Here is a 16,682-nt window from a genome sequence, read left to right as displayed (position 1 = left end):
AAGCCTTATGGCGCTTTCGTCATCACATAGACCGGAAGCGCCACAGAATCCCGAAACAGATACCAGAGTTCCGTCGCCCGAAACCGGGACGGCGCAGCCCCCGAGACCTGCGTCACTCCCGCCCGGCGCAGCGCCCATTCCGACCGCAGGACATGAAACCACTGCGTTACGACCACTGCCCCTCCCGGATGCAGGCTTGCGACATGCAGGGCCGTTAACCAGGTGTTGTTCCCATGTGAGTCCACGACGATTGATGAGGCCGGGACACCCCGACCCATCAGCCAGTCCGCCATGATCCGGGCCTCATCCTGATGATTTCCGCTTTCAATCGCCCCGCTCACCATGAGCGTCCGGACGAGGCCTGCGCGCCACAGACGCAGTCCTTCTTCCAGCCGTTCCTCCAGTGCGGGACGGGGCCGCCCCGTGCTCGTCACCGCCGTGCCAAAAATCACCGCCATTTCTGAACGGACCGGCACAGCCGAGACGCCTCTGAAGCCCACGAAACCCATCCAGAACAGTAATACTGCAATCAGGATTGCCCCCGTGCCCAGCACTTTAATGATCCCGTGCTGCCAGAACTCATGCCGCATCAGGAACAGGTTTCCTTTCCTGCCCGCGATCGCTGAAGGTAGAGCAGCGCAACCCCGGCCGCCAGAATTCCAGAGAGCGACCCCACACCCAGCGCCCAGCGTGGCCCCAGGGAATTAGCAACCATCCCTACCAGTGGCGCGCCAAGCGGCGATGATCCGGCAAAGACTGCAAAACGGATCGACACCACACGCCCCCGCATCCCTGGATCCGTCGCGAGTTGCATGTAGCTGTTGCTCACCGCCGTGAAGGTCAGCGACGCCATACCCGCCATGACCAGCGTCACCGCAAAAGCCCAGTATCCCGGGGCCAGAGCCCCCAGCAGACAGGCAAGGCTGAACACCACGGCGCCCTGCGGCAGGGCCGAAAATTGCATGGTTTTGCGACTGGCGGCAAAAAGCGCGCCCGCAATCGTCCCGACCGCCATGGCTGAGTTCAGGACACCATAACCATGCGCCCCGACATGGAAAACGCTGACGGCCATGGTTGAAATATAAATCGGGAAATTGAGCCCGAAGGCCCCGAGCAGAAACAGCATGAACAGGATGGTCCGCAGATCATCGCGCTTCCAGACATATCGCACACCTGTCAGCAGATCCTGTTTCTCCTGATGCGCGTTCTCCGGTTTTGCTGGTGCAAGACGATGCAGTTCCTGCGCCCGCAGGGACAGGAGCGACATTAGAACGCCATAAAAAGACAATCCGTTCAGAATGAACGACCAGCCCGAACCCAGTTCCGCAATACAGAATCCCGCCACGGCCGGCCCAATCATGCGACCAGCATTGTAGGACACGGAATTAAGCGCCACGGCATTGGCGAGATCCGCTTCACCAACGAGTTCACCCGCAAAAATCTGCCGCACGGGACTGTCGAACGCTGCCACGCATCCACTCAGGAACGCGAACAGGTCTACCTCCCACAGCCGGACCATACCCGTCACAACCAGAGCGCCAAGCCCGATGGCCAGGGTTCCAAGCGCGGCCTGCGTCAGGAGCAGAAAGCGATGTTTTTCCACCCGGTCGGCAATTTTCCCGGTCCAGAAAATCAGCAGAAGCGGCGGCGCAAGCTGAAGCGCCGTGACGATCCCCACGGCGGTTGCATCATGCCGCGTCAGTTCCGTCAGGACCAGCCAGTCCTGCGTCGTCATCTGCATCCAGGTTCCGATGTTCGAAACCAGAGCCCCCATCGCCCAGACGCGGTAGTTGCGCCTTCCCAGAGACCGGAAGGCATGCCCCATCATGGGCAGCGTCCTTCATTCAGGACAGGGAAACAGAACGGACCGACGGACATGGGCGCAGTGTCGGGAATATCCAGCCCGATGTCGAGACATGTCTGGAAAATGCCCCTTTCACTTTCCTAAGAACTTTATGGGAAATCAGCTCCCTCTCAGAGATCAGCCGATGCCAGCCCCCGTGGCGCAGGCGCCAGGCGTCTGCCAGTGGATTGTGGCGCATCAAAACGGAATCTGGACAGTTCGGCAAAAAGGTCTTTCGCCTCATTGCTCAGGTTCCGGCATGCCACATTGACCTCTTCCACCATCGCGGCATTCCGCTGGGTCATCTGGTCCATTTCGTTGATGGCTTTGTTGATCGTCTCAAGGCTTTCGGCCTCCCCGGTCGTGGAAAGGGAAATATCTTCAAGCAGCGATGTGATCCCGTCCACATGCTGGCTGATGACCTTCATCGACCGGTCTGCTTCGCCAACAAGCTGGACGCCTTCTTCCACCTGCCGCCCCGAAGACGTGATGATATTGCGGATGTCCTGGGCCGACTTGGCCGAACGCTGCGCAAGAGCGCGAATTTCCTTGGCCACCACGTCAAAACCCCGCCCTGCCTCACCGGCCCGCGCGGCTTCAATTCCTGCATTGAGCGAGAGAAGATTGGTCTGGAAGGCGATTTCCTCGATCAGGCCCAGAATGCTCTCCACCTGCCGCGAGGATGTCCGGATTTCGCCCATGGCCGCGTTGGCGGAGTGCATGATCTCCGAGATCACAACCGTCTGCCCCCGCGTTTCCAAAACCGTCTCACGCGCTTTAACTGCGGAACGCGCAGTTTTTCCGACAGTCTGGGTGATGCTGTTGATGGACACGGCGGACTGGGCAAGATTGACCGCCTGCCGCTCCGTACGCTCGCTCAGCTCTCCGGAAGCCGATGCGATTTCGGACGTGCCATTGGCAATGACGGAGGTCGCGTCAGAAATCTTGGCGATTGCGGTGCGGTAGATCTGGATCAGCGTATTGAAGTTCTGGCGGAATTCTTCGAACCTGTCCTGAAAATCCTCGCGGAACGTGAAGGTCAGATCTCCTTCCTTCACGATTTCCATTCCCGCACAGATCGTCCCGATCGTATCGTCCTGCAACTGGCGGATCCGCTCACTCCTGCCGGAAAGGTCCTTCTGGATCCGCGCAGCCTCACGCGCTTCTTCCGCAGAGTTTTCCTGCATCTTCAACTGATTCTGGCTGGTTTCCCGGAACATCTGAAGCGACCGTGCCAGACGCCCCGCACAGTCCTGATGATGGAGGCAGGGGATGGTAATATTGAGGGCCCCACCCGCGACCTTTTCAGTCGCCATCGTGATCTGTTCGAATGGAACGGCAATGACATGAATGGCAAACCGGCCGATCAGCAGTGTCAGGCCAATCTGGAAAAACAGACCTATGCCCTGAGACAGGATCTGTTCATGGCTGTATTTAATAAAAAGGTGCTCACAAAACTGCTCAACCAAAAACTGGACCACAGAAATAACAACAAGAGCAGCAAAGAGCGCCTTAATCTTCTGACGGACGTAGGCGGTTTTTTCAATCCAGTTCAACATGAGCGCCTTTTGACCTCTGGCCTCACGTCATGTTCATGAGCGTACGTGAGATTTTGTGAAATTATACATGTCGTTATTAATAAAAAATGAAGACTGCTCTCGAAATTGTTTGCAACACATTTCCGTCAGCACATGTGATGGCCACGTCATATTGACAATCTTTCGTACACGGAGGATTGGTGGCGCTTCACCGTGGGGGGCCCTGGCATGGGGCTGAGACTCTGCTGGTGTGGCACTCAAAAGCCATGCGGCGCAGTGACCCATTGAACCTGATCCAGTTCATACTGGCGGAGGGATGGTGGTCGCTGTCTGCCCGACGCATGTTCATGCACATTGCAGCCAGCAGCTTGAACCTTTCCTGTCAGAGCTGAGATCTCGTTGCTTGCAGGCGAGGAGTCTCTCATCATGGCACACAGACACGACCGGGCCCCAGCGCCTGTCAGACCCTATGGCCCTACACACCGGGAGGCGCCCACGCCTCCTGTCTGCCGTTCGCGGTACCACAGCCTTCTGCCCGTCCTGATCGGCACAACAGTGTGCTTTTCGGTTGCGCGTGCCGCCGACACACCGGCCACAAACAAGCCAGCCGTCCAGCAGACCGCTCCGCAGACGCATGCTGCACAGCCCCCCAAGGCCGAGCACATCATCGTGCATCGACTTTCGGACAGCGCGCCGGGCAGCCAGCCCGGTGGCGGATTGATCCATCTGCAGGACGGAGTGAAATCCGTCAGTACGGTCAGTCAGGATTTCATTTCCAAACAGGCCCCGATGGCAACGGCCTTCCAGCTGGCCTCCGTGCTGCCCGGCGCCAATGTTGCCTCGTCCGATCCGATGGGATTTTCCCCCAATACGAACATTACCGTCCGTGGTCTCGATAACAGTGCCATCGGCTATGTGCTCGAAGGCATGCCGCTGAATGACGTGGCTTATTATTCAGGCACACCCAGCCAGTTCGCGGACAGCGAAAACTATCAGGAAATCGCCCTGGCGCAGGGATCAGCCGATCTCGACAGCCCGGTCCTGAACGCTGCGGGTGGCCTGATGAACCTGACATTCCGTGACCCGGCCAAAAAAGCCGGCGGGGATGCCAGCGTGTCTTACGGCTCCTACAACACCAACCGCGAATTCATCCGCCTCGATACCGGCGATATCGCCCATACCGGCATTCGCGGCTTCATTTCCTATTCCCATGGCGCCACCGACAACTGGCGCGGCCCCGGACGCGACGAGAAGCAGCACGTCGATTTCAAGTTCCTCAAGGAGTGGGGACAGGGCAACCGCGCCAGCCTCGTGGGCTCTTTTAATACGACCATCACAAGCTGGTATCCCGAACCCACCATGGACACATGGAAGTCGGATGGGATCAAAGGTCAGAACAACCTTCTCGCTCGCTATGACAGCACCAATCCCGATAACGGCGCCAATTACTGGCGGCTGTGGCGCGATGCGGAACGCACGCTGTATGGCGGCGCCCCCGTCCATCTAAGCCTGACGGACCGCCTCAGTCTGGACGTTACGCCCTATGCGCAGTTCGCTTATGGCAACTGGCCCGGTGGCAGCCCCATGTCCACAAGCGGGCTCTATCAGGGCACGCAGGCCCTGTCCGACACGCTGAACCTGCCCGGCGCGCAGGATGGCGTTGGCGTGGTCCGCGCGGATTACACCCAGCGTAGCTACCGGTCCGGCTTTACGAGCGCCCTGCATTACAAGACGAACTGGAACGATTTCGTTTTTGGCTACTGGTACGATTACGGCGACGACAACGAGCAGCAGCCCTTCACGGCAGTCCAGACCAACGGGTCTGCCGCCGATATCTGGGCCGAAAACGGCAAGGACCTGATCCGCCTGTCGAACGGGCAGAAACTGCTGGGCGGCAGCTTCCATACGATCTCGCAGACCAACGCTCTGTTCATCGGCGATCACATGTCGTTGCTGCATGACCATCTGGCGATTGATCTCGGCTTCAAGGCCGTCATGATGAGCCGCGATGGAACGAACAACCTGCCCGGCCCACAATATCGTGTGGCCTCCAACAGCATGGAGCCCCTGCCCCGTCTTGGCGTGCGCTGGCGGATTGACGGTGAAAACCAGCTTTTCTTCAACGCCACGACCAATTTCCGCGCACCCGATCAGACCGCGCTTTACAATACTTACGATCCGTCTTCGGGCGAAATGTACGGCACGGGCTCGACGGATGTCCGCAACGAATATTCCATTTCCGAAGAACTGGGATATCGCCGCACGGGACGCTGGATCATCGGCAGCCTGACACTGTTCAACTACAACTTCACCAACCGCCAGATCTCCACGCAGGCCGTGCAGAACGGGTCCATCGTCACCACGACCATGAATGCAGGTGGCCAGACCTCACGCGGTGTGGACGTGGAAATTGGCCTGCGCCCCTGGCATCATTTCAGCCCCTATGTGTCGGGTGAGTATCTGCACGCCACCATCGACAACGATCTGATGTCCGGCGGGGACCTTCTGCGCACCCGTGGCAAGATCGCCGTCCGCAGCCCGACCCTTCAGGCCGCAGCCGGGCTGAGTTATGATGACGGACATCTCTTTGGCGTCGCCACCGTGCATTACACCGGCCACCAGTACGCCACGTTCATGAATGACGAGCGCGTCTCGGATCATACGACGGGCGATCTCGCCATCGGCTACCGCTTTTCGGATCACATCCATCTGCATCAGCCGACCCTGCGGATGAACTTCATCAACATCACGAACGAGCACTATCTTTCCGGCGTGGCGAGCCCCACCCTGAATGCGAAGGATACGACCGGCGTCTATGGCACAACCATCGCCGGAAGTGCCCCGAGCTACTTCATCGGCGGCGGCTTTGCAGCCCTGTTCACCGCTTCAACGGGGTTCTGAGCATGGCGGAGACTTCCGGACAGTTCGGCGTCAACGGTCCCGAAAACAGGCGGGACTGGCCAGAACTGTCGGATGCCGAAGCCTGCGAGGTCCTGTCCCACTTTCCGCTCCCGGCCCCTGCCCGACACGTGGTCTGGCACGGACGCCGCCCTTTTTCCTCCACAGGCGTAGTTTTGCTGGAAGACGGAAGCCGGGTTTTCCTCAAACGTCACGATCATTGCCTGCGCGATGCCACGGCCCTTGCAGAAGAACACCGCTTCATCACGCATCTGGCTGAACGGGGCGTTCCGGTTGGCCAGACATGGCGCACGAAAACCGGTCAGGCCGCACTCGATCTGAATGGATCAGCGTATGAGGTCTTTTCCATCATGCCCGGCCACGACTTGTACGAAACCGTGCAGTCCTGGGAGCCGTTTCACAACGTCAAACACGCCTTTTCCGGCGGACTGCATCTGGGACGGCTTCATGATGCAGCCAGAAGTTTCGACGCCCCTGCCCGCCCGTCATGTCGCCCGCTGCTCTCCACATTCGAAGCCATCACATCCCCGGACCTGATGGCCGGGCTGGAGCGTTGGATCCCGCAGCAGGCCGGACTGGCAGACGCCCTGACTCTTCACCCCTGGCGCGAGGATATCCCCGCCGCCCTGCTACCGTTTCATGAACGGCTGAAGCCCCATCTCGACACCATTCAGCCCCGCTGGGGCCATGGCGACTGGCACCCCTCCAACCTGTTCTGGACAGGGACGGGAGCCGATGCGCAGGCCTGTGGCATTCTCGATTTCGGCATGTCGGACCGGACCTGCGCCGCCTATGACCTCGCGGTTGCTATCGAACGCACGTCCATCGCGTGGCTGGACCCCGAAAACGACTGCCCCGTCATTCATGAGCGCCTTGAAGCCTTCCTGTCGGGTTATCTGGCGCAATATGTCCTTTCGGTCGCAGAACGCCGCCTGGTGCCGCTCTTCCTGCCGCTCGTACATGTGGAATACGCCCTGTCCGAAGTCGCCTATTACGAGACTCTGGTTCATGACAGGGCTGGCATGAAAGCGGCCTATACGGACTATCTTCTGGGCCATGCGCACTGGTTCGCCGCGCCCGCCGGACAACAGTTCCTGCGCTGGCTGACACAGATCCTTCAGGCGCCATCATGTCCCTGATTGAGATCCTGGGCGCAGTCCTGAGCGCGCTCTCCGTCTGGCTGACATCACGGCGCAGCATGATCTGCTGGCCCGTTTCTCTGACCGCCGCAGCGCTTTACTGCTGGGTTTTCTTTAAAGCCCGGCTCTACGCCGATGCCGGGCTTCAGATCGCATTCTGCCTGTACGTCATCTACGGGTGGCAGCACTGGCGCCAGATGGAAAAGCCCGACGGTCGGATCCGTGTCCGTAGACCGGCTTTGCGCAGCCTTCTGAGCGGGCTCGTCTGTGGCGCAGTGGGAAGCGCAGTCTGGGCTTTCGTCCTTGCCCGCTTTACCAACGACCCTACGCCCATAACAGACGCCACTCTCACGGCTTACAGCATCCTCGCCCAGTGCTGGGATACCATGCGCTATCGCGAGACATGGCTTCTGTGGATCGTGGTGGACAGCGCCTATGTCGGTCTGCTCATCAGCCGCGGCCTTTATCCAACCGCAATATTATATGCCGGCTTCGTTCTGTTGGCCGCCAATGGATATCGGCTCTGGAAGCCGGACACTTCGACCGGTTCTTAAGTCCATGCCCCTGGCCGAAACCCGGGGCTTGATAAGGGGGGGGTGCACCCCGTTCCGGAATAACCGGAACGGGGATGACAGAACTCAGCCGACGTGGCGGATGGTTTCTGCCTGTGTTGCAGCCACAGGATAGGCACTGGCAGCTTTGGACTGGACAGCCAGCATTCCGAATTCATCCGGATAACGCGCTCCAAGGTCGAGACGGGCCCGCCCTGTTGTCCAGCGGCAGACCGGAGATGCTTCGGGCTCTGCCCATCCTTCAAGACCATGCTGCGTCAGAAAGCCGTCGATGGACTGCGTCTTGCCTGCGTCAAAGAACCTGAGTTCCTGAACGAGAACACCGAGATGGCGACGGTCATCAACACAAGATCCGGCTTCATCACATGGGCGGAACGTGTTGGACATCACATAGACCGTCTCAATCCCGGGCGGGATCATGAACATCGTGTGTCCCTCGGTCTCCCGGAGTTTGCGAATGATCTGACCGTCAGCAGAGACCAGATGCAGATCCGCATCATGCGTGGTCGGGCACAGAGGCGTCATGACAGGCAGGTCAAGAACTTCTGCACGGCTCAGCAGACGCTGGAACATCGGTGCAACGGTTTCGGAAGCGACAGACAGAGGCGCTGCAACATCCTGTTCCCAGGTCCGGACGTAACGGCAGCCAATACGGACCACCTTTCCGTCCTGCTGGAATGTCTGGCTATTACCCGTATCCAGATAGCTCTCAGTCAGCATGCCATCGGCCATGATGACTGAGTGAGGAAAGGTCTCGATGTGGTAATATTCGTAAGTGGTGATCGAACGGTCGTAGAAAATTGAGCGTCCATTGACCAGCATACGGGCAGGCACAAATTTTCCGTCAAGGAACAGACAGTGCTCGGGGGTTACGAGCAGATCCTTGAACGGAACATTCTCGCTGATGGCATTCTTCAGGATTCGGACCAGATAGCCTGCTTCATCATCGTAAATGTTCTGCAGAACAGTGATGGATTTTCTGCCAGCCCAGGTGATGGCGCGGATTTCCTCGACGCCGTCCTGATAAGCGACAACCTCGTCACCGATTTCCAGATCTTCGACAGCACAGTCACCGGACGGGGTCCGGATCAGGGTGCCCGGCAGGAAACAGCTCAGGGTCAGAGCGCTTGAGCTGCCATTATAGTTCACTGTGGTCTGAGACGATGTGAAATCCGCCGGCGTATAGGAGGAACCATCTGCCTTCTTTGCGAAGCTTACAGAGGAGATCAGCGTATCGCCTGTGCTGCCTTCCACCTTGTAAGTGCCGTCGCTGTTCTCAACCCAGGTGAAAGTTTTATCCCAGGTATTTCCAACAAACTCGATGACATCGCCAGGAGCCAGATTGGTAATAGTCGTCAGCGAGGCGCTGCTCGTGTTCAACTGGACCGTATTGGTAACGGTCGGGGACGTACTGCCAAAATTGATGGTGGAGCTTACGCTCTGGGCAATCAGTGTGCCGCCATCCGCGATAGTGACGGTGCCGCCAGTGACACTGGAATTTGCATTGATCGTCATGCCGCTGATGGTCGTTGCGGCATTGAATGTCACTGCGCCGGTTACCGTCAGACTTCCGGAGCCAGCAAGGCTCACGGCATTGCTGCCTGTAATGGTCAGTCCGCTAATGGAATTATCGGAACTTCCCCATTGCCCCTGAACAGTTCCGCTTACCGAAATCGCGTTGTTACTTGAATCAAGCGTAACTGTGCTGTGGGATTCATCACCATTTTCGATAACCTGTTCCCAAGTCAACGAACTGGAAGTCAGAGACGACACTGCAGTATTCCCTTCAATTACGGAATCTATGCAGACATTACGCCTGAATCGTTCCGATAAAACCAATACTCACTCCATAGATATGGAGTGAGTTTTTTGTTCTATGCTTAGATCGTTATATAGTCAATTATGAATTAACTTTAGATTAACATATTATTTTTTCTCACGCTCCATAACTGTGAGACATAAGAGGTTACATATCGACACCTTCTCAAAAATTCAGATGCCTGCCTCAAATAATACTCTACCTTCACCAAAATCGAGTGCTGAAAAATAAAATTTGATATCCAATCAGCAACAAAAATACCAATACCCGAAGAAACAAAATTCCTTATTTGGAATTTTATTAAATATTAATCCAATATTAAATGATATATCCGAAAATTTTATGTAGTATTCGTGCCTTTAACTCTTTTCAGTATTTCTATTCCCAAAATATATTTCATTTTCAGAACGTCATCGAAGCAGAATAGTAATCCTGATTGGCCCGCAAAAACAGTTAATCCCGACCCATACAAAAAACCCGCCCGGATTAATCCGGGCGGGTTTTGTCTTTTTCGAGCAACAAAGATCAGTTGACGCTGGCGTCTTCCGGCAGAGGCTGGATCTGGCGCAGCTTGCCATAGCGGTCATAATAGAAGACCGACGTTCCGCGCCGCTCGGCATAGCCGTCCGGCTGGCCGTCCCTGGTCTGGAACAGCAGCCGGAACGCATCCGGCTGCTCAATCACCTTGTCCCCTGGCGGCCGATACCGGTAACGGCTGAAATCGGCATGGCTCTTGGGTAGCGACGAGTTGTGATACAGGTCATGCATACTGGGCTTTTTCGGGCCGCCTTCGTCGCCCGCATCCTGCGCCACAGCCGTGCCGAGGACCGCGCCTGAAACGGCAAGGACGGCCAGTACTGGGACAATCAACCTGCGCATGATGCTCTCCGGTCAGTGCGTTTGTGGGGGCACCTTAGGCGAAACCGTCTTCTGGCTCCACCCACCACCGAGCGCGCGATACAATGTCACAAGATTCTGGAACCGCGCTGCCTTGACCGTGATGGCGTTCTGCTGCGCCTGAAACAGCGTGCGCTGCTGTGTCAGGGTCGTCAGATAGCTGTCGATTCCAGCCCGATACCGCATGTTGGCCAGATCGAACGCCTTCTGGGACTGCTCGACCAGCGCCACCATATGGCGGTCCTGTGCTGTATAGGTCTCCCGCGCCGTCAGGGCGTCGGACACCTCGCGGAACGCCGTCTGCACGGCTTTTTCGTACTGCGCGGCGTATTGGAGTTTCTGCCCCTTCGCCATCAGGAGGTTACCCTCGCTCTGGCCCCAGGTGAAAATCGGCAGGCTGATCGACGGCGAGACCGTCCAGGTTTCGGCTCCCGGCGTGAAGAGCTTGCGGAACTGGAGCGAGCTCGTGCCTTCTGACGCCGTCAGCGTGACTTTCGGGAAGAACGCCGCACGCGCCGCGCCGACATTCGCATTCGCACCGATCAGCGTATGCTCGGCGGCCCGGATGTCGGGACGCTGCGCCAGAAGATCGGACGGCAGGCCCTCAGGCAGATCGCTGATCATGGTCTGCGCGCCGAACGGGGCTGGATCGGGCAGCGTTGCAGGCAGTGGCGTGCCGACCAGAAGCTGCAACCCATGCTCGTCATCCGCGACTGCGCGCAGATACTGCGCTTCGTAAGCGGAAGCCTGCTCGACCTGCGTCTTGACCTGCGCCAGCGTCAGCGCATCCGTTTCGCCGTTGTCATACGCAAGCTGGGTCAGGCGCAGCGTGTCGTTTTCGGATTTCAGCGTGTCACGCGTCACCCGAAGTTCTTCACGGTCCGCGAGCCACTGGATGTAGGTCGTGCCGATCTGCGAAACCGTTGTGAGCAGAACATTGCGCGTATTCTCAACACTGTTGAGGACGGTTTCTTTCTGCTGCTGCGTCAGGTTCCGGATACGCCCCCACAGATCGACTTCGTAGGACGAAAAACCGATCGACGTCTGATACAGACGCAGTGTCGAAATATTCGTGCCCAGCCCTGGTGCAAACGAGAAACCCGCCGTGTCAGACGGGCCGAGGAACATGCCCTGGCCGCCGCTCGAAATGATCGGGAACAGGGACGCGTTCTGGATTTCATACTGCCCGCGCGACACCGTCACGGCCGCAGCCTGCGCTGCGAGGTCACGGTTGTTGCGCAGGGCAAGCTGTACCAGCGCCTTCAGACGCGGATCGGTATAGAAATCCTCCCAGCCCAGATCGGCCACCTTGGCCGCGGACGCCACGTTCTTCGCGCCCGTATCGGCAGGATAGCTGTTCTGTGTGGCCTGGGTCGGCTGATGATAGGTCGGGGCCATATTGCACCCCGACACCAGCAGCAGTCCGGGAAAACCCAGAGTGAGTCCGAGACGGGCCTTCATGCGCCGTGCTCCCCTTCGGCGACAGGCGCCGCCTTGTTGTCCAGATGGGCGTACGGGTCCTTGCGGTCACGGGCACGCGTGACACGGAACAGGCGCAGCACCACCACGAAGAAGACCGGCACGAAATAGATCGCCAGCAGCGTGGCGGAGACCATTCCGCCCACCACGCAGGTGCCGATCGCTACACGCGCCGCCGATCCCGCACCCGTTGCAATCGCCAGCGGAAACACACCGCAGACGAACGCGATCGAGGTCATGAGGATTGGACGCAGACGCTCACGCCCGGCTTCCAGAACCGAGTCTTCCAGACTTTCGCCGCTTTCAAAGAAGGCCTTGGCAAATTCCACGATCAGGATCGCGTTCTTCACCGAAAGCCCCACCGTCGTCAGCAGACCCACCTGGAAGTAGACGTCATTGGACAACCCACGCCCCAGCGTCGCGGCAATGGCACCGAGCACACCCAGCGGCAGCACCAGCAGCACCGCGAACGGAATGGCCCAGCTTTCATAAAGCGCGGCCAGACAGAACATGATGACCACAACGGCCAGACCATAAAGCGGTGCGGTCGAGCCACCCGAAGCAAGCTGCTCGAACGACAGACCCGTCCACTCATAACCAATGCCGCGCGGCAACTTGGCCAGAAGCTTCTCCATTTCCGCCATGGCCTGCCCCGAGCTTGCGCCCACAGCCGGCTGACCCTGAATTTCGTAGGAGTTCAGACCGTTATAGTCCTCGACCTTCTGCGGACCATTGACCCAGTGCCCCGTTGCGAAGGCATTGAACGGCACCATCGTCCCGATCGCATTGCGGACATACCAGCGGTTCAGATCCTCCGGCGTCATACGCGCCCAGGGCTCGCCCTGGATATAGACCTGCTTGACGCGGTCATTGCGCATGAACTGGTTGACATAGATGGAGCCCAGAGCGCCTTCGAGCGTCGTGTTGATGTCCGTATTGGTCAGCCCCAGCGCATTGGCGCGCTCACGGTTGATGTCGAGACTGAACTGCGGCGCGTCTTCCATGCCCAGCGGTCGCACGGCCATCAGAACCGGATTCTGAGCCGCTTCACGCAGGATCTGGTTTCGCGCGGCCAGCAGGGCGTCATGACCCAGATGTCCGGTGTCTTCCAGTTCCAGATCGAAGCCGGTCGCATTGCCCAGTTCCATCACGGCCGGCGGATTAACGGCGAAGATCTGTGCTTCCGGATCCATCCAGAAATGCATCATGATTTCGCGCGACACCGTCATGGTCGTATGTTTCGAGCCCGGACGCTGATCCCACGGCTTCATACGGATGAAGAACGCACCCGCACTCTGTCCCTGACCCGCGAAGCTGAAGCCCGTCATGGTGAAGACGGATTCAACATACTGGCCATAGGTCTTGAGAACGTAGTCGGTAATCTTGCGGTTGACGGCCGCCGTCTGCGCTTCGGTTGCACCGTTGCGCATCGTGACCTGACCGAAGATGATCCCCTGATCCTCGTCCGGCAGGAACCCGCCAGGCACCCGCATGAACAGGAACCCGACCAGCGCCGTCAGCAGGACAAATCCGATCATGCTGATGACCGGAACGCGGATCAGCCACTTTACACCGCCGATATAGCCGTTCGTCAGGCGATCAAACGTCCGGTTGAACCAGGCGGCAGGACCACGCTCATGGCCCTTATGCGTCGGCTTGAGCATGGAGGCGCAAAGTGCAGGCGTCATGACCATCGCCACCAGAACCGACAGCCACATGGCCGCAACGATCGTGATGGAGAACTGGCGGTAAATCACGCCCGTCGAGCCGCCGAACGCTGCCATCGGCAGGAACACAGCCGTCAGCACCAGCACGATGCCCACAAGCGCACCCGAAATCTCGTCCATGGAGACGCGGGCCGCTTCCTTCGGTGACAGCCCCTTGTCCGTCATCACACGTTCGACGTTCTCAACCACGACAATTGCGTCATCGACCAGCAGACCGACGGCCAGAACCATGGCCAGCATAGTCAGCGTGTTGATGCTGTAGCCCAGAAGGGACATCAGCCCGAACGTTCCCAGCAGCACCACCGGCACCGCAATCGTCGGGATCAGCGTTGCGCGGAAGTTCTGCAGGAAGATCAGCATCACGATGAACACGAGGACAATGGCCTCGATCAGCGTTTCAACCACTTCATGGATGGAAAGCGTAATGAACGGCTCGGTGTCCAGCGGATAGACGAGCTTCAAGCCCTGCGGGAAATACCGGCTCAGTTCGTTCAGACGTGTGCGGACCGCAGCTTCGGTCGTCAACTGGTTCGCACCGGGCGCCAGCTTGAGCGCCATCGCGGCGGCAGGGTGGTTGTTATAGGACGATCCCAGCGCATAGCTCTGCGCGCCAAGTTCAACCCGTGCCACGTCCTTCAGACGCACCTGGCTGCCATCCTGCTGCACTTTCAGCAGAATTTCCTTGAACTGGTCCGGTGTGCTCAGACGCGTCGGACCAATGATCGTGGCATCGAAACCAATGCCCTTCTTGGCCGGCAGACCGCCGAGTTCACCAGACGAGACCTGAATATTCTGTGCGGAAATCGCCGCCTGCACATCCCCGACCGTCAGGCCGAAATTGTACAGCTTCGACGGATCCAGCCAGACGCGCATCGCATATTCGGAGCCGAACAGCGTGTGATCGCCCACACCCGACACACGCGACAGCGGATCGGAAATGTTGGATGCCACGTAATCCGCAATGTCCTGACCGGACATGCTGCCGTCTTCGGAAATGAAGGCCAGAACCATCATGAAGTTCTTGGTGGCCTTCGTGATGCTCAGACCCTGAGCCGTCACTTCCGTCGGCAGACGCGGCTGCGCCAGCTGGAGCTTGTTCTGAACCTGAACCTGCGCGATGTCAGGGTTTGTGCCCTGCTCGAACGTCAGGTCGATCTCCATCTGTCCGCTCGCATAGGACGAGGCTGACAGATATTCGAGATGATCCAGACCATACATCTGCTGAAGGATCGGCCGAACAACCGTGTTGTTCACCGTCTCGGCAGACGCACCCGGATACATGACCGAAATGGCGATCTGGGGCGGCGCGATGTTCGGATACTGCGCGATCGGCATGCGCGTAATCGCAACAGCACCGACGAGCATAACGATCAGACCGATAACCCATGCAAAGATGGGCCGGTCAATAAAGAAGCGGGACAATGACATGCGGGGTTACTCCGCCTTTCCCGCGGGGACTTCGGCGGGCACATCATGAGGCACCACCTTCGCACCTGGCTGGACTTTCTGCAGACCGTTCACGATCACCCTGTCGCCGACCTTCAGACCATCAGAAACAAGCCAGGACTCACCGACCGTCCGCGAGACCTGAATGGAACGCTGGCCGACCTTGTTCTCACCATCCACGATCATGACGTAAGGATTGCCCTTGGCATCCCGGGCAACCGCGACCTGCGGCACCAGCAGACCGTTCGGATCAATGCCTTCCTGAATATGCGCATGCACGAACATGCCCGGCAGCAGCAGGTGATCGGGGTTGGGGAAAACGGCCCGCATGACGAGCGTTCCGGTCGACGGGTCCACCGTGACTTCGGAAAGCTGGAGCTTGCCGCGTGCCGGATAATCGGAGCTGTCTTCCAGCTTCAGGCTGACTGCCGCCGCATCCGCCCCATTACGCTCGACCTGACCATTCGCCAGTTCGCGCTTCAGACGCAGCATGTCAGAGGCTGCCAGATTGACGTCCACATAAATCGGATCAAGCCGCGTCACGACCGCGATCGGCTGGGTCTGGCCCGCTGTCAGCAGCGCACCCGGTGTATACAGTGTACGACCAATGCGCCCGCTGATGGGTGCACGCACATGCGTATAGTTCAGGTTGACGGCCGCGGCTTCAACAGCTGCCTTCGCCTGTGCAACCTGGGCTTCAGCTTCACGCGACGTCGCCAGAGTGTTGTCGTAGTCCTGTGAACTCACGGCATGGGCTGCCACAAGTGGACGATACCGCTTCAGCTGCCCTGCTGCCCGTGACGCTGCGGCCTGGGCGTTCAGAAGCTGCGCCTTTGCCTGGTCGTAAGCGGCCTGATAGGGCGCGATATAGATCTGGAAGAGCTGCTGCCCGACCTTGACGTCCGCTCCCTGCTCGAAGTCACGCGAGACAATGACACCATTCACCTGTGGCCGGATCTGTGCCTGTTCATAGGCATCCGTCCGCCCCGGAAGGGACGTCTCAAGCGTGACAGGCTGCGTCTTCAGTGTCACCACATCGACAGGCTGGGGCGGCATTTGCGGAGGGGGAGCTTTTTTCTGACACCCCGCCACCAGCAGCGGGAGCGCCAGAAGCGGCACCAGAAGCGCACCCCTCCCGCCCCACGGACCGACCGGAGACAGGGCAGCAGAAGAATTCAAAGACATTTTCTGAAAAGAAGGCATGATACGGCCGCTATCCTGTGATACAGAAACCCGCTAGTTTCCTGCGAGGACGGAAACTAGCGGGTTTCTTTGACAGACGTCAATTCAGTCTGTGAAATAA

The 16,682-nt window shown here is 58.5% G+C and carries 12 protein-coding genes and 1 riboswitch; of the genes, 4 read left to right on the top strand and 8 right to left on the bottom strand.

The window, feature by feature from the left end; all coding sequences use genetic code 11:
* Positions 1–5 precede the first annotated feature (5 nt).
* The 3 genes from JK202_RS05925 to JK202_RS05915 form a co-directional block, all read right to left on the bottom strand.
* Positions 6–590 carry a YdcF family protein gene (locus JK202_RS05925; protein WP_211559115.1) on the bottom strand — a complete coding sequence of 195 codons (585 nt, stop codon included), beginning with the start codon at positions 588–590 and terminating at the stop codon, positions 6–8.
* Entirely contained in the window at positions 590–1,828 is a 1,239-nt protein-coding gene (locus tag JK202_RS05920; protein ID WP_211559113.1) for an MFS transporter, read from the bottom strand. Before JK202_RS05920 ends, JK202_RS05925 begins: the two co-directional genes overlap by 1 nt.
* Positions 1,829–1,974: 146 nt before the next feature.
* A complete protein-coding gene (locus tag JK202_RS05915; protein WP_249199703.1) occupies positions 1,975–3,159 on the bottom strand; it encodes a methyl-accepting chemotaxis protein in 1,185 nt (394 codons plus the stop codon).
* 30 nt (positions 3,160–3,189) lie between these two features.
* On the opposite strand from JK202_RS05915, the gene JK202_RS16215 reads away from it, so the two are divergent.
* The 4 genes from JK202_RS16215 to pnuC all read left to right on the top strand — a co-directional run bounded on the left by JK202_RS16215 (position 3,190) and on the right by pnuC (position 7,993).
* Positions 3,190–3,441 carry a hypothetical protein gene (locus tag JK202_RS16215; protein ID WP_249199702.1) on the top strand — a complete coding sequence of 84 codons (252 nt, stop codon included), beginning with the start codon at positions 3,190–3,192 and terminating at the stop codon, positions 3,439–3,441.
* Positions 3,442–3,585: 144 nt separating this feature from the next.
* Positions 3,586–3,715: riboswitch (TPP riboswitch) on the top strand.
* A gap of 92 nt (positions 3,716–3,807) precedes the next feature.
* Positions 3,808–6,282 (top strand): TonB-dependent receptor, encoded by a 2,475-nt coding sequence (locus JK202_RS05910; protein WP_249199701.1) that lies wholly within the window; start codon positions 3,808–3,810, stop codon positions 6,280–6,282.
* A 2-nt stretch (positions 6,283–6,284) separates the two neighbouring features.
* Positions 6,285–7,439: a phosphotransferase enzyme family protein gene (locus JK202_RS05905; RefSeq protein WP_211559109.1), complete on the top strand. Its 1,155-nt coding sequence runs from the start codon at positions 6,285–6,287 to the stop codon at positions 7,437–7,439.
* Positions 7,430–7,993 (top strand): nicotinamide riboside transporter PnuC, encoded by a 564-nt coding sequence (gene pnuC, locus JK202_RS05900; protein ID WP_211559107.1) that lies wholly within the window; start codon positions 7,430–7,432, stop codon positions 7,991–7,993. The genes JK202_RS05905 and pnuC overlap by 10 nt, the downstream gene beginning before the upstream one ends.
* Positions 7,994–8,077: 84 nt before the next feature.
* Here the strand turns inward: pnuC and JK202_RS05895 are convergent, their stop codons facing one another.
* From JK202_RS05895 to JK202_RS05875, 5 genes are all read right to left on the bottom strand, one after another.
* A complete protein-coding gene (locus JK202_RS05895; protein ID WP_211559104.1) occupies positions 8,078–9,784 on the bottom strand; it encodes a Hint domain-containing protein in 1,707 nt (568 codons plus the stop codon).
* 571 nt (positions 9,785–10,355) lie between these two features.
* Positions 10,356–10,709: a hypothetical protein gene (locus JK202_RS05890; RefSeq protein ID WP_211559103.1), complete on the bottom strand. Its 354-nt coding sequence runs from the start codon at positions 10,707–10,709 to the stop codon at positions 10,356–10,358.
* Between the two features lie 12 nt (positions 10,710–10,721).
* Complete coding sequence (locus tag JK202_RS05885; RefSeq protein ID WP_211559101.1) at positions 10,722–12,188, bottom strand: efflux transporter outer membrane subunit; 1,467 nt, start codon at positions 12,186–12,188, stop codon at positions 10,722–10,724.
* On the bottom strand, positions 12,185–15,361 hold the full coding sequence (locus JK202_RS05880) for an efflux RND transporter permease subunit (protein ID WP_283091781.1): 3,177 nt from the start codon (positions 15,359–15,361) through the stop codon (positions 12,185–12,187). The genes JK202_RS05885 and JK202_RS05880 overlap by 4 nt, the downstream gene beginning before the upstream one ends.
* Positions 15,362–15,367: 6 nt before the next feature.
* Positions 15,368–16,582: an efflux RND transporter periplasmic adaptor subunit gene (locus tag JK202_RS05875; RefSeq protein ID WP_249199700.1), complete on the bottom strand. Its 1,215-nt coding sequence runs from the start codon at positions 16,580–16,582 to the stop codon at positions 15,368–15,370.
* Between the last annotated feature and the right edge of the window lie 100 nt (positions 16,583–16,682).

Source organism: Gluconobacter sp. Dm-62, from assembly GCF_018256155.1.
In the GTDB taxonomy this organism is placed as follows: Bacteria; Pseudomonadota; Alphaproteobacteria; order Acetobacterales; family Acetobacteraceae; genus Gluconobacter.
This window is presented reverse-complemented; position numbering and strand designations above follow the sequence as displayed.

Excerpts from the sequence above, each read along its gene's own strand:
- JK202_RS05920 (WP_211559113.1), bottom strand. The coding sequence starts at position 1,828 with ATGATGGGGCATGCCTTCCGGTCTCTGGGAAGGCGCAACTACCGCGTC.
- pnuC (WP_211559107.1), top strand. The coding sequence starts at position 7,430 with ATGTCCCTGATTGAGATCCTGGGCGCAGTCCTGAGCGCGCTCTCCGTC.
- JK202_RS05910 (WP_249199701.1), top strand. The coding sequence starts at position 3,808 with ATGGCACACAGACACGACCGGGCCCCAGCGCCTGTCAGACCCTATGGC.
- JK202_RS05905 (WP_211559109.1), top strand. The coding sequence starts at position 6,285 with ATGGCGGAGACTTCCGGACAGTTCGGCGTCAACGGTCCCGAAAACAGG.
- JK202_RS05880 (WP_283091781.1), bottom strand. The coding sequence starts at position 15,361 with ATGTCATTGTCCCGCTTCTTTATTGACCGGCCCATCTTTGCATGGGTT.
- JK202_RS05890 (WP_211559103.1), bottom strand. The coding sequence starts at position 10,709 with ATGCGCAGGTTGATTGTCCCAGTACTGGCCGTCCTTGCCGTTTCAGGC.
- JK202_RS05925 (WP_211559115.1), bottom strand. The coding sequence starts at position 590 with ATGCGGCATGAGTTCTGGCAGCACGGGATCATTAAAGTGCTGGGCACG.
- JK202_RS16215 (WP_249199702.1), top strand. The coding sequence starts at position 3,190 with ATGAATGGCAAACCGGCCGATCAGCAGTGTCAGGCCAATCTGGAAAAA.
- JK202_RS05875 (WP_249199700.1), bottom strand. The coding sequence starts at position 16,582 with ATGCCTTCTTTTCAGAAAATGTCTTTGAATTCTTCTGCTGCCCTGTCT.
- JK202_RS05915 (WP_249199703.1), bottom strand. The coding sequence starts at position 3,159 with ATGGCGACTGAAAAGGTCGCGGGTGGGGCCCTCAATATTACCATCCCC.
- JK202_RS05885 (WP_211559101.1), bottom strand. The coding sequence starts at position 12,188 with ATGAAGGCCCGTCTCGGACTCACTCTGGGTTTTCCCGGACTGCTGCTG.